This window comes from Methylophaga marina, assembly GCF_030296755.1.
Classification (GTDB): domain Bacteria; phylum Pseudomonadota; class Gammaproteobacteria; order Nitrosococcales; family Methylophagaceae; genus Methylophaga; species Methylophaga marina.
The window spans coordinates 1,567,753-1,584,776 of sequence record NZ_AP027741.1 but is presented as its reverse complement, the minus strand read 5'-3'; the positions used below and the strand labels follow the sequence as shown (position 1 = coordinate 1,584,776).

General features: G+C 43.2%; 19 protein-coding genes. 10 read left to right on the top strand and 9 right to left on the bottom strand.

Annotated features, from left to right (window positions below):
• Positions 1 to 98: 98 nt before the first annotated feature.
• The 4 genes from QUE24_RS08165 to QUE24_RS08150 are packed head-to-tail and all read left to right on the top strand — an operon-like array spanning position 99 to position 1,733.
• Positions 99 to 479, top strand: coding sequence for a hypothetical protein (locus tag QUE24_RS08165; RefSeq protein ID WP_286303370.1), 381 nt, complete (start codon positions 99 to 101; stop codon positions 477 to 479).
• 11 nt (positions 480 to 490) lie between these two features.
• Positions 491 to 1,105: a class I SAM-dependent methyltransferase gene (locus tag QUE24_RS08160; RefSeq protein WP_286303369.1), complete on the top strand. Its 615-nt coding sequence runs from the start codon at positions 491 to 493 to the stop codon at positions 1,103 to 1,105.
• Between the two features lie 22 nt (positions 1,106 to 1,127).
• Complete coding sequence (locus tag QUE24_RS08155) at positions 1,128 to 1,331, top strand: hypothetical protein (protein WP_286303368.1); 204 nt, start codon at positions 1,128 to 1,130, stop codon at positions 1,329 to 1,331.
• Between the two features lie 36 nt (positions 1,332 to 1,367).
• Positions 1,368 to 1,733: a VOC family protein gene (locus tag QUE24_RS08150; RefSeq protein WP_286303367.1), complete on the top strand. Its 366-nt coding sequence runs from the start codon at positions 1,368 to 1,370 to the stop codon at positions 1,731 to 1,733.
• A gap of 158 nt (positions 1,734 to 1,891) precedes the next feature.
• Here QUE24_RS08150 and QUE24_RS08145 read toward each other — a convergent pair whose 3' ends face one another.
• Positions 1,892 to 2,224 (bottom strand): YnfA family protein, encoded by a 333-nt coding sequence (locus QUE24_RS08145; RefSeq protein WP_286303366.1) that lies wholly within the window; start codon positions 2,222 to 2,224, stop codon positions 1,892 to 1,894.
• A 268-nt stretch (positions 2,225 to 2,492) separates the two neighbouring features.
• Between QUE24_RS08145 and QUE24_RS08140 the strand changes: the two genes are divergently transcribed.
• Positions 2,493 to 2,780 carry a DUF3144 domain-containing protein gene (locus tag QUE24_RS08140; RefSeq protein WP_286303365.1) on the top strand — a complete coding sequence of 96 codons (288 nt, stop codon included), beginning with the start codon at positions 2,493 to 2,495 and terminating at the stop codon, positions 2,778 to 2,780.
• 167 nt (positions 2,781 to 2,947) lie between these two features.
• On the opposite strand, the gene QUE24_RS08135 is transcribed toward QUE24_RS08140, so the two are convergent.
• From QUE24_RS08135 to QUE24_RS08110, 6 genes are all read right to left on the bottom strand, one after another.
• Positions 2,948 to 3,160 carry a helix-turn-helix domain-containing protein gene (locus QUE24_RS08135; RefSeq protein WP_286303364.1) on the bottom strand — a complete coding sequence of 71 codons (213 nt, stop codon included), beginning with the start codon at positions 3,158 to 3,160 and terminating at the stop codon, positions 2,948 to 2,950.
• A gap of 1 nt (position 3,161) precedes the next feature.
• Positions 3,162 to 3,707 (bottom strand): DUF2975 domain-containing protein, encoded by a 546-nt coding sequence (locus QUE24_RS08130; RefSeq protein WP_286303363.1) that lies wholly within the window; start codon positions 3,705 to 3,707, stop codon positions 3,162 to 3,164.
• 278 nt (positions 3,708 to 3,985) lie between these two features.
• Complete coding sequence (locus QUE24_RS08125; RefSeq protein ID WP_284723449.1) at positions 3,986 to 4,195, bottom strand: cold-shock protein; 210 nt, start codon at positions 4,193 to 4,195, stop codon at positions 3,986 to 3,988.
• A gap of 309 nt (positions 4,196 to 4,504) precedes the next feature.
• Positions 4,505 to 5,056 carry a hypothetical protein gene (locus QUE24_RS08120; protein ID WP_286303362.1) on the bottom strand — a complete coding sequence of 184 codons (552 nt, stop codon included), beginning with the start codon at positions 5,054 to 5,056 and terminating at the stop codon, positions 4,505 to 4,507.
• A gap of 195 nt (positions 5,057 to 5,251) precedes the next feature.
• Complete coding sequence (locus tag QUE24_RS08115) at positions 5,252 to 5,932, bottom strand: hypothetical protein (protein WP_286303361.1); 681 nt, start codon at positions 5,930 to 5,932, stop codon at positions 5,252 to 5,254.
• A 128-nt stretch (positions 5,933 to 6,060) separates the two neighbouring features.
• Positions 6,061 to 6,912 carry a LysR family transcriptional regulator gene (locus tag QUE24_RS08110; protein ID WP_286303360.1) on the bottom strand — a complete coding sequence of 284 codons (852 nt, stop codon included), beginning with the start codon at positions 6,910 to 6,912 and terminating at the stop codon, positions 6,061 to 6,063.
• Positions 6,913 to 7,051: 139 nt separating this feature from the next.
• Here QUE24_RS08110 and QUE24_RS08105 point away from each other — a divergent pair, with 139 nt between their 5' ends.
• Positions 7,052 to 7,756, top strand: coding sequence for an FMN-dependent NADH-azoreductase (locus QUE24_RS08105; protein ID WP_286303359.1), 705 nt, complete (start codon positions 7,052 to 7,054; stop codon positions 7,754 to 7,756).
• A gap of 131 nt (positions 7,757 to 7,887) precedes the next feature.
• Here the strand turns inward: QUE24_RS08105 and QUE24_RS08100 are convergent, their stop codons facing one another.
• Positions 7,888 to 8,730, bottom strand: a complete 843-nt coding sequence (locus QUE24_RS08100; RefSeq protein ID WP_286303358.1) for an alpha/beta hydrolase — start codon at positions 8,728 to 8,730, stop codon at positions 7,888 to 7,890.
• 5 nt (positions 8,731 to 8,735) lie between these two features.
• Positions 8,736 to 11,138: a TonB-dependent siderophore receptor gene (locus tag QUE24_RS08095; protein WP_286303357.1), complete on the bottom strand. Its 2,403-nt coding sequence runs from the start codon at positions 11,136 to 11,138 to the stop codon at positions 8,736 to 8,738.
• Between the two features lie 256 nt (positions 11,139 to 11,394).
• Here QUE24_RS08095 and QUE24_RS08090 point away from each other — a divergent pair, with 256 nt between their 5' ends.
• The 4 genes from QUE24_RS08090 to QUE24_RS08075 all read left to right on the top strand — a co-directional run bounded on the left by QUE24_RS08090 (position 11,395) and on the right by QUE24_RS08075 (position 16,920).
• Positions 11,395 to 11,895, top strand: coding sequence for a sigma-70 family RNA polymerase sigma factor (locus tag QUE24_RS08090; RefSeq protein WP_286303356.1), 501 nt, complete (start codon positions 11,395 to 11,397; stop codon positions 11,893 to 11,895).
• Entirely contained in the window at positions 11,892 to 12,860 is a 969-nt protein-coding gene (locus QUE24_RS08085; protein WP_286303355.1) for a FecR domain-containing protein, read from the top strand. The genes QUE24_RS08090 and QUE24_RS08085 overlap by 4 nt, the downstream gene beginning before the upstream one ends.
• Positions 12,857 to 13,807: a FecR domain-containing protein gene (locus tag QUE24_RS08080; RefSeq protein ID WP_286303354.1), complete on the top strand. Its 951-nt coding sequence runs from the start codon at positions 12,857 to 12,859 to the stop codon at positions 13,805 to 13,807. Before QUE24_RS08085 ends, QUE24_RS08080 begins: the two co-directional genes overlap by 4 nt.
• A 203-nt stretch (positions 13,808 to 14,010) precedes the next feature.
• Positions 14,011 to 16,920 carry a TonB-dependent receptor gene (locus QUE24_RS08075; protein WP_286303352.1) on the top strand — a complete coding sequence of 970 codons (2,910 nt, stop codon included), beginning with the start codon at positions 14,011 to 14,013 and terminating at the stop codon, positions 16,918 to 16,920.
• Positions 16,921 to 17,024: the final 104 nt, after the last annotated feature.

Below are 17,024 nucleotides of genomic sequence, written 5' to 3'. Positions count from 1 at the left end.
ATCAATTGATATTGAGCGCTTAAATGACAAACCCAACACTCCAACGCTTCCTGCCTTTTTTCTTCATAGTCAGTCTTATACTACAGGCTTCTTCCGTTATGGCAAACACTGGTACAGGCCTTGAAATAACTAAACCAGATCAGCTTTATGTGGTGTATACCGTGGAGCCGGATAGTGTTGATGAGAGTGAGCTGGAAGCCATCATCGATAGTCAGTTATACGCTGCTAATATTCAGCAAAGCCCACGTGATGATGCTCAGCTATTTTTACGTGTTGAAGTGCATGCGGGTGAATTTCTGCTTTATCTCGATTTCAGCAGAACCATGTCCTATCGCGTTAATGGAAAATGCTATAGCAAAGACGGGTTTGTCTGGGGACGATATGCCAAAGATATCGCTGACATGGATGAATTGTATGAGAGTGTTGAATTCCTCATTAATGAGTTTATTGAGGAATACACAAAAGCCAATAAATTGTGACCTACTCTCATATGAATCCAGACGATATTGGCAAAGCCTACGACACCATTACCCACCTCTGGCAAAGCAAGGACTTTAAAAGAAATAACGGTATCGAAGCGCATAAGCGTGCTATCAGTTTTACTGACCATCGAGGTAATGCACTGGATGTTGGCTGTGGTTGTACCGGACGTTTTATCGACCTCCTTCAAACAGAAGGATTTCACGTTGAAGGTGTCGATATTTCCAGCAAAATGATCGACCTTGCCAGACAACGTCATCCAGAAGTGACATTTCACCATGAAGATATCTGCAAATGGGAGATTGAGAACTGCTACGACTTCATTACCGCCTGGGATAGCATTTGGCATATTCCACTGGGGCAACAAAAGCCTGTATTAACTAAGCTGGTTAACAGCCTGAACATGGGCGGCATATTGATTTTTTCATTTGGCGGCACGAATGAACCCGGCGAACATACAGATGATTTCATGGGACCAGAAGTGTATTACTCCAGTTTAGGTACGAATGGCTTTTTGGCATTATTAATGAAACTAGGTTGTCAGTGTCTGCATCTGGAATATGATCAATATCCGGAATTACACACTTTCCTTATCGCACAAAAAGTCCGTTCGATAGACGAATAAACTCTCCACAAGGATGAAAATAATGAAACGGAAAAACATGCTCTTAACGATCGGCCTTATCGGTCTAATGATTGTTTTATTACTTAATCTTTTAGCCAACTTTTATCTCAATCAACCAGCAGCCATGGTCTTTTCTGAAGCTTGGAATGCATCTTGGCTACCTAGCTATATCGTCTGGCTCGTGATGTGTATCATCGGTATCGCTATCAAATTATCAAAGCGATAAGCCTACAGACTCATCCTTAATAAGGAACAGTTAGCCATGGCAAATATGAACACCATTGAAATCAAAGCATTTATTCCGGCTAAAGACTATGAAATCTCTCAAGCCTTTTATGCTGACCTTGGCTTCACGCAGGCATCTGATACCGCTGGTGTGACCTACTTCTATCACGGTAACTGTAGTTTTCTACTTCAGAATTTTTATGACCAAACGCTGGCTGAAAATTTGATGATGCACCTGCTTGTGGAAGACGTGCAGTCTTGGCATCAACACATTATCGAAGCTGGGATAACAGACAAGTATAAGGTTGAAATATCGGCTGTCACCGAACAACCTTGGGGGATGCTCGACTTTGTTCTCTACGATCCAAGTGGTGTGTTATGGCGTATCGCTCAGAATATTTGAACTTGTGTCATAACTTATCAAAGTTACTGATACTCAACTTTATATGTAATTTGAATAAAAGCATTGGCAAAGGCCCTGGCCTGAGCATTTTTAAGCTTGATTTGTTCATTGATAACATCAAATAACGGTAATCAAGCAAGCGAGTTAAAACTCAGTCTTTAGGAGCCTCGTGGTGCGAACATAATAATCGCCATACCCAACAATGCCACGCCAGAACCAACCATATCCCATACGGTAGGACGAATACCATCTACAGCCCATAACCATAAAATAGCCATGAAAATATATACCCCACCATAAGCGGCATACACGCGACCGGCTGCCGTTGGATGCAAAGACAACAACCAGGCAAACAAAGAAAGACTGAGTGCAGCAGGCACTAGCAGCCAAATGGATTTTCCCTCACGTAGCCAAAGGTACGGCAGGTAACAGCCAATAATTTCTGCTAAAGCCGTCACAAGAAACAAGCCTACTATTTTTAGTTCGGGCAACAGATGCTCCCTTAATTGTTTTACTTAATGGCCTTGTGTTGGAAAAGCCATCCCATAATAGATAATGTATCAAAGCCTCTGTCTGCTTGATACTCATGAACGCTCGCAATTAGTTGGACAGGACAGGTTATCCCTATAGCGGCAAAGGTTTTATCATGTTTTCTATCTGCTATGATGTCTCCGTTCAAATAGCTCAGATATAAATAATAAAAACGCCTTAGCTACAGACAATACATTTCAAACCTATAAAACCAATGAGAGAAAAAGAATGAGTGAAAATTCACCAAGCAAAACATTTCAAGAACGTGTCGATGAGTTCGTCGCGATTGCCAATCAGCAAGCAGCTGAAAGTTCTGTAGAAGACGTTAATACAGCCGTTCTCTTTTCAGCCGCCCGTTTTAATGCTTTCAGCGTCGCCCGTTCCGTTGAAAACGCAGAAAACCTGCAAGCCGAAAAACAAGCGGCTATTGAATACTTCACTCAGCGTTATGCCGAAATGCTCAATCAAAACCTTGAAGAATATATCGCTCGGTTTGATAACTATACACAGAAGTAATTCACCACAAACGGTTTATAAAGCGCCAAAACAAAAGGGCAAATCCTTACGGACTTGCCCTTTTTTATGATCGAGAACGAGGTTATACGGCTATGACGCTCAAGTCATAACATGTCCCTACAAATAGAAATATAAAGTAGACTGACGACATCACCTTATGACCCCAGCTATTCTTCTTCAGGGTGATATTCCAGCAAGTCACCAGGCTGACAGTTAAGAGCTGTGCAAATAGCATCAAGTGTTGATAAACGGATAGCTTTTGCTTTGCCAGTTTTCAGTATGGAAAGGTTTTGCTCAGAAATTCCAACTCGTTTCGCCAGTTCGTTTGATTTCATCTTACGTTTGGCCAGCATCACATCGACGTTAATAACGATACTCATATTAAACGGTAAATTCCTGTTCGTGTTTCATTTCTACAGCCTCTTTCATTACCCAAGAAATCACTAATATCACAGAGCCAGTAATTAAAGTGGTCATCTCAGAAGAGCCAAATCCTATGGTGAGTAATCGTTCCCCAACAGGGTTTTGAATGGTCAAAGCTAAGCTGAGCAAAGTATCGGATATAGTGCCTACTATCACCCAAGCCAGTAAAGCTAATCCCATACGCTTAAAGCAGATGACATTGTCATAAGAGAAGATGATGCCTTGCTGATAGAGACTAAAGAGTCTTCTCAATTGGACAGCGGCATATAACGCTACAGTGATCGGCAGTAAACAAACCAAAAAAGCTAACAATCGAGTTATTAAATCAATTTCAGTCGTGATTTCAACGGGTAATTCAATAACGAAACCAGCAGCTTGCAAGCTATTAAAAAATAACCAATAAACGAGTGTAAGGGTTGGAATTAGAATAATAAAAGTGGTCAATATAAGTTTTAGTTGAGCACTAAAATGTGAAATACGATCTTGGTTGGTTTTATTCTTCATAGCACAAGCCTTCAAACTTTTAAATGAGTGTTGACTTTAACCTATAAATTATTTTTTTGGAATAAAAAATTATCGTAAAACAATAATAATTTAATTTTAGCCCGTCACGTGATTCAGTAAATGACCTTAAAAGTTTTTGGCTACATCACGTGTAAGACCGGATCTAAACATAGTAGAAAAATCGACCATAATGGGCAAAGCAGTAAATCAGACAATTTAACTTCCAAAAAAAGGGCAAGTCCTTGCGGACTTGCCCTTTTTTATAACCGGGAACGAGCTTATACAGCTACGATGTTCTCAGCTTGTGGTCCTTTTGCGCCCTGAGTTACAGTGAACTCAACTTTTTGGCCTTCTGCTAAGGTTTTGAAACCTGAGCTAGTAATAGCACTGAAATGGGCAAATACGTCTGCTCCAGACTCTTGTTCGATAAAACCGAAACCTTTCGCTTCGTTAAACCATTTTACTGTTCCATTAACTGTGTTTGACATAATAATTACCTGAATTTCAAATATAAAAATGCCTCTAGAGGCGTGAATAGCGTGAAAACGAGCTGGAATCTAGAAACTTCAGGACGGGGAATTACGAATAAAACAACGAGATGGAGAGTATAAATAAAAGTCTTACTTTCGAGCTGAGTACACAGTATAGGGTTTTACTGGGAATGTACAGATATTAATTCACTGATGCTATTAGTTATTTCTCCTCATCGCTATTATTCACCAGCAAAAGAATATTGTTGAAGATAAAATCAAACACCCTGATCCTATAGCATCTGCCTTAACTGAGTTTTGCAGAATCTATTCCAATACTTCAATTTTAGAAAACACGCATTTAGTTTGGCCGCGGCCTGTGTAATATTGAATTTTGCTAAGTTTCAACATCGTTTTTCTGGGGATGACTCTGGGTGAATTTCTTAATGTGGTTTTAACCTGCTGAGCATTTTCAGGGTTGACTCTGGCTTCTCCCTTGCAGTGTTTTGCCCAGTCTTGATTACCTGGCGCATCAACTATATATGATAGGCCTCGGCCTGGTCGCATATAGGTACCAGTGACATCTGACATCCAAGCGAACCCATCTATCAACGCTCCTTCACTTTTCTGCTTGATGACTGATTCGGGAAATTGCTGACCATGCTCGGCAATGCATTGTTGGGTTTTATCTTCGGCATCAGCCGCAGCTTTCTTTCTTGCGATGACAGCCTGTTTGCAGATAGTTTCACATGCTTTTTGCGCTGTTTTACATTGTGCATAAGCCTTACGTAATTCCACATTAAAAAGGTCTGCATGCACGGTGCCGATGCTCGCTAACAGTAGTGTCACACTGATGATAAAAATATTATGTGCCGGCATCGTTTCAACTCCTTTTATAATTCAGTCAGGGAAACAGATTAAATATTTAGGGTCAGTACAAAAATACCTTACTTTTCGCTATTCGGCCACGGTGTCGCAAGGCTGGTCTTAATAGTTCTTGACATGACTCCAGTTATTGAAATCAAACACCTTAACCTATTGATGAAGTATAAGGTGTGTCGCCACCTCAGTTATCTAGCTAGGAACGTTGTAGGCTATGGATGTAACCCAAGTTTTAATGTTTTTACAATATGTAACTATATATTTAAGCAGGCTCTCAAAATCTGATTTTCTCTCAGAATCGTAGCCACCAGCGATATACATTTGCTTTGTTGACGGTTTTATTTTCGAGTGAACAAACAAATGGCTGGCATGGCTGTAGGCATTGTAAAAATCTCTTGCTGCTTTCAGAAACTCGCAACCTTTGTCTGAAATAGAAAGCAACTTATTATTTTTAAGAACTAGAGCAACTACTTTATCAGCTCTAGCATGAGGACGCTTATCCATAAAGTCATTGTAGAAATCGAACTTATATTTTCCATTTAAAACGGTAACTTTAATATTCTTTCGCATCAGAGCTGCAATGCATAAAGACTCATAGGAGATGCGCATAGAATTTCCGGCTGGCGCGATATGACCTAAGGAAAGTAATTGTGTTGCTGTGACAGCAGACTCTATAGCCAAGTGTAGATATCCAGATACTATTCCAGCTCTCGTAGACTCATCTTTAGCACAATCAGACTCTTTAAGATGCTGTAAGGAGTCAGCGAATAAATCTGAGAGCTCATCAATTTCATTAGAAAAATCCCCCTCGAACTGTTCTCTAGCCTCGCTGTCATCACTGACTAGAAGTTTACGGATTTCGAAATTTTTCATGATGAACTCCGATTTCTCACGAATAGTGTATTTATGAAAAAAATATTAAATAAACCGTTTATTATTCGGATCCATACTTTCTAAGCATCCAGCATTTAAAATCATCAGTTGAGGATTGTTTGTACGAATTATTGATTCAAAATATCTTCAATCCAATTTATAAATCTGACTGCACTTCCAGTGTCAAAATTATTCTTATTCGGTATGTAATAGCAAAGCTCTGATTGAACCGGTCTCGTTTTATATTGTTGTAGAAGATTGGATTTCACCAATCTATTAGCGAGCGTCGTAGAACAGAATACTAGCCCATTTCCAGCCATAGCCTGCTGAATCCCGAACAGTTCTTGATCAAATTTTTTAAGGTTAATATTGGCCCCTTCCAGTCCATTTAACTTCAACCAAGTGTCTAATGGAGGCTTGGGTAATAATTTATTCTTCCACTGTGTTGTATACAAGGTAATAGGATCATTAAACCAAGAAGCAGACGCGACTCCATTAGTCCCAAATATATCGAATGACTCCGTTCTAATGACATCAAAATCTTCAACAGTTGAAATATCACCGAAACGAATCGGAATAGTATGTGATTGATTATCAAGTGATTCGCCAGTCGATATCTCCATCGAGATACCTGGGTTGTTTTGTTCAAATTCATACTGGTAAGGAATCAACACCATCGCAGCTAATGAAGAAGTAGTTGTCACCCTGACCGTAGTGCCAACCTTTGCGACTTCTTCCAGTGCATGATCAATTTTCAGAAACCCGTCCGTGGTTGCTCTCGCTAATAGTTCACCTGTTTCTGTGAGTGAAATTCGCCTTCCCTGTCGATGAAACAAACTTACATTCAACCGACTTTCCAGATTGCTAATGTGGTGAGAAATGGCTGTCGGTGTCAGTGCCAGTTCTTCTGCAGCTAACTTAAAGCTTCCCTGACGCGCAGCCGACTCGAATACTTTCAACGCCTGTAACGATACCTGCAAATTTAATCTCCTAATAAACCATTAGCCGCTTGACAAAATAGATGATTTAAACTCATCTACAAGTGTAACTTTTTCGTTTGTACAACGCGAGAAAGACTCTCAGAATAGTACCTATCATTAATCAACTAAGGTCATCACCATGAGCACACTATTACATGTAGATTCGAGCGTTAGAGCTACTACCAACCCAAATCCAGATCACAATTCCATATCAAAAAATATTGCTTTCCGATTTATTGATACATGGAGAAAGAATCGTCCTATAGATGAATATATCTATCGTGATGTTGGTGTAAACCCTCCTGACTTCATCACTCAGGATTGGGTTGGCGCTGTGTTTACACCTGAGGAAAAGAGGACCCCAGCACAGAAAGAGACGCTGGCATTATCAGATAAACTGATCGCTGAAGTGGTAGCAGCCGATATTATCTTGATATCTTCTCCCATGTATAACTACGGCATGCCTGCTCAGCTAAAAGCATGGTTCGATCAAATTGTACGTATAGACAAAACGTTTGATTTCGATCTCGCACGAGGAGATTCCCCATTACAGCCACTACTTTCTGGAAAGACATTGATTATCGTGACCTCTAGTGGAGAGTTCGGTTTTCAAAAAGGTGGAATAAGAGAAGGCTCTAATCACCTGACGCCACACTTACTTACACTAAGTAAATATTTAGGAGCGGATACGGTGTATGAGATCGCTGCTGAATACCAAGAATTTGGCGACGATAGACATAGCAGATCTGTAGCTGATGCAAAATATCGCGCCGAGAGAATAGCCACAGAACTTAGCTTTCCGGTCGTGGCCACATCACCAGAAAATGTGGTCAAAAATCTGTAACCCTATTAATGAAGACATTCTCATCCATTTTGGAGAAGACGTAGTTGATGAAGATATCATCTACGTTACGGGCTGTCCTGCCAGCTATTACCATCAATCAGCTTGTAACCTGATGTTACCAAACAAATGACTTAACGAAGCCTTGGATTAAACGCTTGTCGTAAAACACGATGAGCAATGGTGATGGGTAAGGACATATGGTCTTCGTCTTCTTGGAGGTAATAGGCACTTCGGAAACCATAGGCCGACAGGGCTTTCATTCGGTCTGCCAGCAGTTCAATATCCTGCCGTTCCTGCACATCATCGCCCTCTGCCACCAGCAGATACAGGCTTTTATCGACCAGTGATACTTCACCTGCTTTCACTTGTTTCATAAACATTTGCTCATGCGGCATCAGATAGCGATGTGCCCACCACAGGCTGGGGCTGGAAACGATGTAATGTTGAAATAAGGTTGGCTGGGTGTAAATCGCATAGAGTGTGAACATGCCACCGAAAGAATGACCATATAATGATTGCCGTTCTTGGTGAATGTCATAACGACGAGCGATTTCAGGCTGTAAGGTGTTTTTTAAGAAGTCGATAAATTCGTCCTGACCACCTTGAGGTGGGTCATTCACTTCTTTGGGCACAGGCGGTGAAAAGTCATAAGAACGTCGATAAAAATCAAATGGCTCATCTGTTGAGTACGCTACCGCCACAATCAATGTGTCGGCATAGTCTGATTCCATTCGTTTGGCATCATGAAAAGCAGCAAACACGGAGTTACCATCTAAAATGTATAGCACTGGCATCGGTTTGCTGGGCGTTTGGCTTTCAGGCAAACTCACCATGATCTGATACTCCTGCCCTGCTTTGTTTTTTAGGGTGAACTGCTCAGTGGCTGGTAATGAAACCGACTGAGCCACTACCTGCAAAGGCAGGTAGCAGCATATGATGATGAGAAATCTAAGTATGTGTCTTAATCTCAACATCGGACTTACCAGTTGTAGTTAAAGCTGGCGATGACTTTACGACCGATGCCTCGATAGCAGTAGCCAGCTTCACACACCTCATATTCTTTATCGAACAAGTTAGAGGCATTCACAGCAAGTGTTGCTCCCCTCACCCACTGATCCAGACTATAAGACGTTCTTGCTTCTACAATCGAGTAAGATTCATTTTTATCGGTATTTTGTGTATTGCTGTATGACTCACCTACATAACGGACACCTAATCCAGCTTGCAGGTCATGGGTCACATCATAGTTACCCCAGAAGGAAGCGAGATGTCTTGGCACACCAGTAAATTGATTCCCTTCATCACCGTCATTACTTTCGGTGATTTTGGCGTCTTGATAGGTATAGCTCGCCACTAGGTTCAGGCCAAAATCAAAGTTCATATTGGCTTCTAACTCCAAGCCTTGGACACGGCGTTCGCCTTTCTGAATGCTATTGTTAATGTTGTTAGGATCTTGTGTCAGCACATTGCTTTCAATCAAGTTAAACACGCTGGCCGTGAAGAAACTCTGATAGCCGACTGGCTGGTATTTAATCCCCGCTTCCCACTGCTCGCCTTCTGTTGGTTTGTAGTTTGAGCCGTAAGCATTGGTACTAAACTGTGCAATGTATGACGTTGCATAGCTGATGTATGGGCTAATACCGTTATCAAATGCATACAACACACCGGCACTACCCGTGGTTTTTTCATCATCTATGTCTGTCCAAATACCACTGAAGTAATTGTATGAGTCTTTATCCACCCAATCATGACGCAGCCCTAACGTCACACGCCATTTGTCGATACTGATCTGGTCCTGCACATACAGACCAAACTGTTCACTTTCCGTTTGGGTATTACCGAATGAGTACAGTGTGGATGGCTTAGCAATAGATTGATGGTAATCCGGATTCCACATATCTATTGATAGTGCATCGCCATAGGCATATTTCACTCGGCTATTAACCTGATAAAAATCCAAACCGGTGAGTAATGTATGCGTCAGCTGACCGGTGGAAAAATGACTTTCCACGGCGGTATCAATGGCGGTGTTGTGCATATCTTCATAAACGCCCGTTGCTGTACGGTTGAGTGTATGACCATCCGCATCTAATGATGAACTTGTGTATTGATTGGTAGTATCAATATAGCTATATCTGGCGTTTTGTCTGACGGTGAATGTGTCATTGAAGCGATGTTCAAACTCATAGCCAATAGAGGTTTGTGTTTGGAGAAGCTTGTCGAAGTCTTCATCACCCGACCAGAAATCCGTCAGTTCACCAGAAGGTAGCTGGAATGGACGTGGGGACCCTGCTGTTTCATAACGTTGACGCTGAGCTAACAATGTCAGGCTGGTATCGTCATTAGGACGCCATGTGAGAGATGGTGCGAAGTAGACATTATCATCAATCACACCGCGGATATCGGAATCACTGTTACGGGCCAAGCCGACTACACGATAGGTCCACTCATTGGTTTCCCCCAATTTACCGGCAAAATCAAATTGGCCTTGATAGTGGTCATCCGTTCCCGCTTGAATTTCTACTTCGCGAATGGTTTCTGTTGTGGGGCGTTTGCTAACACGGTTGACCAATCCACCAGGGCTGATCTGCCCGAATAAAACAGAGTCAGGCCCTTTCACGACTTCAATACGCTCCAAACCATAGGGTTCAGTTCTGAAATACGATAACCAGCCGGTGTTGGTTTGACGTAAACCATCACGATAATCAGCATTGGTCGTCACTTCATATCCACGAATCGTAATCTGATCAAAGCGTGGGTCATAACCCGAACCACCTATTTGAACACCCGCAGCATAGGCCACGGCATCTTCAACGGTTTGCACTTTGCGATCTTTAATTTGATCAGCGGTTACCACTGTTACAGAGCGAGGTGTTTCAATTAGTGGAGTATCGGTTTTCGTGGCTGAGGCACTGCGTGTGGCTAAATAGCCGTCCACTGAACTTGTGGCTGTTTCTCTCATGCCTTCAGCATCAATGTTGACCACGGGTAAATCTACACCGTCTTCTGAGCCATCTGTGATTTGTTTAACGGTATAGCTGGTTGCTGATGTTTTAACGGCGACCAAGCCATGCGGTGATAACAAGCGCTGTAAGCCCGTTTGCACATCAACAGTGGAATCCAGACCCCGGCTGCGTTTATTGGCTGTGATTTGTGAGTTCACTGACAGATCGATATTCGCAGCCAAAGCAAAGCGATTAAGCACTTGATCAAGTGGCCCAGCCGGAATATTAAAGGCCTGTGTAGTGGCCTGAACATTTTCAGCATGAACTTGGAAAGGTGTAGTAACAACAGCTGAACCAATAGCCACAGCCATCATCATGCTGAGAGGCAAGGTTTTAAATACGTGTCGATGTGGACGTGATGTTTTCAGGTAGGACATATCAACCTCATAGTGAATAAAGTGTCTTTACCTGTACTTCGATTGAACAAAGCAAATCCGTAATGTTTTTTTCATTATTGATGAAATAATTCTTAATAGACTGAAAAATAAATAACTTTTCTATTTAAGAGAAGTGCTTTTCTTTACACTTTGATGAGAGTCATCACCAGAAAATCGAAACGTAAAAAAACTTGATCAGCTGACATTTAAACGATAATGTATCTCATTATCAAATGTAAGTCATTGTTTTCTACTCATGTCTCAACACAATATCGACACCTTATATCGTGAGCACCATAGCTGGTTACATCGCTGGCTACGTGGCCGTTTGGGATGTGAACACAGTGCCGCTGATATCGCTCACGATACTTACCTCAAAGTGATGCTTTCTAACTCACTGCCAACAGATGATCAGCCGCGACGCTATCTGACACGTATCGCCAAAAGCCTGATGATTGATTTATTTCGTCGTCGGCAAATTGAAGCGGCTTATCTGGAAACTATTCGCCATCTTCCAGAACAAGAGATCCCCAGTGAAGAAACCCAACACATTGTGGTAGAAACCTTGTTGGAAATTGACCAGATGCTGCAAGCCTTACCTACGCATGTGCGTCAGGCTTTTTTGATGAGGAAGCTGGACGGCCTGAGTTACAAAGAGATTGCCACGAAGATGAATGTGTCTGTGTCTTCTGTAGAAAAGTATGTAGCTAAGGCATTAGCAGCCTGTTATCTCCATAGTTTGAAAGCATCATCATGAGTTCTTCTTCACATCCACAACCCGATATCATCGACACAGCTGCTGCGTGGATGGCTAGGCTCTGGGCAGATGATGCCAGTCTGGAAGATAAACAAGCTTGTGAACACTGGCGTCAGCAAAACCCGGAGCATGAAAAAGCCTGGCAAATTTTAGCGTCCATGGCTGAACGTTTTGATCGCCTTCCAGAACATGCTGCCAACAGTACCTTACTCACTTCAACACCGGCCAGTAGTCGTCGTCAGTTCTTACAGTGGGTCGGAATATTCATCGGCTCTGCCAGTGTGGGCTATGGCCTGCAAAAAACACAACTATGGCAACAGGCGATGTCTGATTACAGCACTAGTATCGGTGAAACGCGTGATGTGCAGTTAGCCGATGGCAGTCATCTTCGACTCAATACCGATACAGCTATTGATGTTGTGTTTAATGGCAAACAACGTCTGATTCATCTCAAACACGGTGAAGTGTTTATTACCACGGGTCATGCAGCTGAGTTTGCTGGTCAGCCATTTATTGTGGTGACAGCTGAAGGGAAAATTGAGGCCCTAGGCACACAATTTAATGTCCGACAAAATGCTGATTCAACCGAAGTTACCGTGGTTCAGGACAGCGTGTTAATCCATCAGGTACAACAAAAACTCACCTTAAATGCGGGCGAAAGGATTCGGTTTAATCAACTTGAGTTAGCAAAAGCCGTTAAAGCGGACCCTGCCATCACCAGTTGGACACAGCATAAGCTGGTAGCAGAGCAAATGCCCGTGTCTGAATTTATTCATGAGTTATCACGCTATCGTTCCGGCATTTTACGCTGTGATGCAACGGTTGCTGATCTCAAAGTCAGTGGCGTTTTTCCACTTAATGATACTGATAAAGCCTTGCAACAAATGGCACAAGCGCTGCCCGTGTCTATTCAGTCTCGCACACGTTATTGGGTGACGGTTGTTCCAAGAGACCGTGCTTTATGACTCAAGCACTGACGAATTCAGATCCTATCAATCAAGCCTGCGTTTGGGCGGCAAGGCTCTGGGCAGATGATGTGTCTGAGCAGGATAAGCAGGCCTTTCAAGACTGGCTTGATGCAGATCCTATCCATCAAAAAGCATGGCAACAAGTTGTTAATCTTCAGCAGCAGTTCAATGCTGTGCCCGACAGACGTATCGGTAGTCAGGTATTACAACATCGCCCCGGTATGAGTCGTCGTCAACTGCTCACCGTCGTCGGTATTGGCGTGGGGGTGGGCGCAATGGGTGTTCAGCACTGGGGACCTTTATCCGTGCCTGGCACGCGATATGCCACGGCAAAAGGCGAGATTCGTCATTGGCAACTGACGGATGGCACAACATTGGCCTTGAATACCAATAGCAAAGTTGATGTCGATTATGATGCCGACACACGCAAAATCATATTGCATTACGGTGAAATCGCGATCGATACCGGTAAAGATCCCCGCCCTCTCACCATTGTTAGCCGGGATGGATTGCTAGAGCCGCTCGGCACACGTTTCAATGTGCAGCAATCTGAGTTAGAAACACAGTTAAAGGTCTTTGAAGGTCGAGTGAGAATCACGCCAACAGAAACAACTAACATACACACCATTGTTCCTGCAGGTGAAGGTGTTAACTTTTCAGCAGTGCAAATCGCTCAGCCGTTCCATGCTGATCCCGCCTCCAACTTATGGCAGGAGGGTAAACTCGCCGTAGCTGATATGCCTCTGGATGAGTTTGTCCACCAATTAACCAGATACCGCTCGGGTATGATTCGTGTCAGTCCGGAACTCAAACGGTTAACGATTACCGGTATTTTTTCTGTGCAAGATACAGATCGAGTACTGGAACAGCTCAGTGAGATTTTGCCGGTGAAAGTCAGTTACTTCTCCCCCTACTGGGTCACAATCAAACCCTTAACATCTTAATTTTTTGTGTCATTAGCGACTTTTCCAGCTAATCACCCCGCTTAAATTTCCCTTTTAAAACAGATGGATAATCACTTCATATACATCAACTCGTCTAACAACCGGTTAATGCGAATAATTATTATTACGGGTTTTCATTCCACGTTCGGTATTACAAGTACAAACCACTTTTACTGACTAATAAATACTGAAGGAACTGAAACATGCCGTTACGTCGTTTTTTACGACTTCCCACTCTATTCATCACGCTTAATATGTGTGCTGCCACTGGCCTGTTTGCCGGTGTCAGCCAGCACGTTTATGCACAAGACAGCAACACGGATGTTCAGTCTTTTTCTTTGTCGGCAGGAAGCCTTGACCAGGTCTTACGTCAATTTGGCCTCAATGCCGGTATTGCTTTATATGTTGACTCCTCTTTGGTCAATCATCAACACAGCAATGGCTTGGTGGGTGACTATACCCCACATCAAGGTCTGCAAACCTTACTGACTGGTACTGGGCTAACCGCCGTCCAACAGCCTGACGGCAGCTATCGTATTGAACCCGTTCCCACTCTCAGCCTTTCTGAAGATGAAAGCAGTGTGGATTTAGGAAAAATCGACATTGTGGGTGACACGATGCTGTTTACCCAAGACACTATTGGTTATAACGATGTATTTGATAAAAACATCTCCAGCACCTATGTCGGTAAACAAGAGTTAGAGCGATTCAAAGGTTCATCACCCGCCGATATGCTCAGTGGCATGCTCAATGTTTACAGCGCCGATGCCCGTAACAGTGGCGGTATTGATCCCAATATCCGAGGCATTCAGGGCCCTGGCCGTGTGCCACTCACCATCGATGGCACTGAACAGGCAATTACTATCTGGCGTGGTTATAACGGTGCCAATAACCGAAGTTATATCGACCCTAATCTCATCGGTAATATCAAAGCGATAAAAGGCCCCAACCTTGAACGTAATGTTCATAGCGGTATCGGCGGTGCCATAGTGGCTAGCACACTTAGTGTGGATGACATCCTAAAACCAGGTGAAGCATTCGGCGGCGAACTTAAACTCGAAGGCAGCAATAATGCAGTCGATGCGAGTGTGCCACGTTTATCCAGTGGCCAGTCCTACACCGATATTCCCGGTTTTAATGCTCAAGGTGATATCTACGATCCAACGCTCTATGTCGAACCCCATTCAGGTGGGCAAGACTATTTTGATGACTATGCTTATCGTCTGGCTGTTGGTACCCGTCAGGAGGCATTTGATCTCATGGGGGCTTACGCTTACCGCAAGAAAGGTAACCATTTTGCAGGGAAACATCAGGATGGTTTCTACTCTCGTGGTTCGGATAATCTTCAAGACAATATGATTCCTGATATGGCCAACATCTATAAGCCAGGGGATGAACTGCCCAATACTTCAAGCGAAATGGAATCCTGGTTAGCAAAAGCCAAGTTCAAATTCAGTGATAACCACAGCCTCTCATTTGGTTACCGCGATACATCCACTACCTATGGCGAAATATTCCCGTCACGAATTTCATGGGAAAGAGCTGTCGATGAAGGTGTGCCGCAATGGCCATTAAGTGAAGTAAAAGCAAAAGCGTATAACGTCGAATACGAGCTCAACCCTGAAACCAATCGTTGGGTCGATTTGTATGCCAGTGTCTGGAGAACGGATACCGTCAGTGACACCTACACGGCAGGTGGTTACCCCAATGAACCTTATGATAACAATGCCTCGGGTAATACCACTCTTCGTAATACAGCACTAAGAAATGCCAAAGAAGATCGTCGTGGTGTCACCTTGAGCAATACCTTTGCTTTGATGGATAACCTCGATCTGACCGTGGGCGGCCGTTATCAGCATGAAAAATTACGTTCTGATGATCGTTATGATCCGACGGGTAGCTTCCGAATGTATCCCAAAGCTGGACGTCGTCAAGAAAAAGAAATGAATTTCAACTTTGCCTGGAAACCCACACACTTTCTTAGTGTGGATGCCGGCATGCGTTATTCCTCTTTCTGGACGTTTGATGATTTTCGTAAAAGCCAATTGGATGCGGGTAATACCAGCCTCAATAGTTATGCGCCTACTTTGGGAAGGACCATCTATATCGAATATGACAGAGTCATTACTCAGGCTGATGTGGACCCGCAAATACAAAGCTGGGAGGATAGCCGCGCGTTTTGGGAGTCATTGGGTGTTGACGTTGATGCAGCTATACAAGGCATTCAGGACACTGTCGGCACTACTGAAACTGCCACACAGGAAACGGTCTGGAAAGTCGGTAAAGATGGCAAATATTATAGAAATAATCACCCCTGCTTAACGGCTGATGTTGATGTGACGGCTTGTCTTAACGGAGCGACAGTCATTGGCAATGTGCAAACCATTAAAAAGGTGAAACACCTTAAAGGTGATGGTTGGGCTCCGGTTCTGTCTGTTGCGATGGATCTGAATGATGATAGTCGTATCTATGCTCGCCATAGCCAAGCTTATCGTTTCCCCAGTTTATTTGAAAATACCATCAGCTTTTCAGCCTCACTGCCCAATCCAAATTATGAGTTAAAACCAGAGCATATTTATAACTATGAGGTGGGTTATGTTCATAACCTGGCGGGGTTTTTTGATGCGGATTATGCCGATATCAAACTCAGTTACTTTTATAACCGCACTGAAAACGTTATCGAGCGAGATCCTAACCTCAACTTCAGTAACCTGGAGAAACAAACGCTGGAAGGTATTGAATTTCAGGGTCGCTATGACAACGGCGGTTTCTTCACCAACTTGAGCCTGGCCTATAACTTCGAAAATGAAGTCTGTGATGAATCCACCGCTGTTGTGCTCGATTATCGATCCACCAGTGATTGTGTTGAAGATGGCTTTGTCGGTGGTTATCTGGTGAGCATGGCCATGCCGGAATACACCGCAAACTGGACGCTGGGCGGGCGATTTTTCAATCGTAAATTAGAGCTAGGAAGTCGTGTCACCTATTACTACAAACACGAAGACAAGTTTGAAAGTAACTACCGTGATCCTTCAGCCATTAGTTACTACGCGAATACCCCCTGTCATGGGACACCATTCTGCTATTTGATGCCTATGCCAGCTACCAGTTAAACGATGACATCAGTGTAGAACTGACCGGCACTAATCTCAGTAATGAATATTACATCGATCCGATGAGTCGTTCTGCTATTCCCGCCCCGGGGCGCACATTCAAA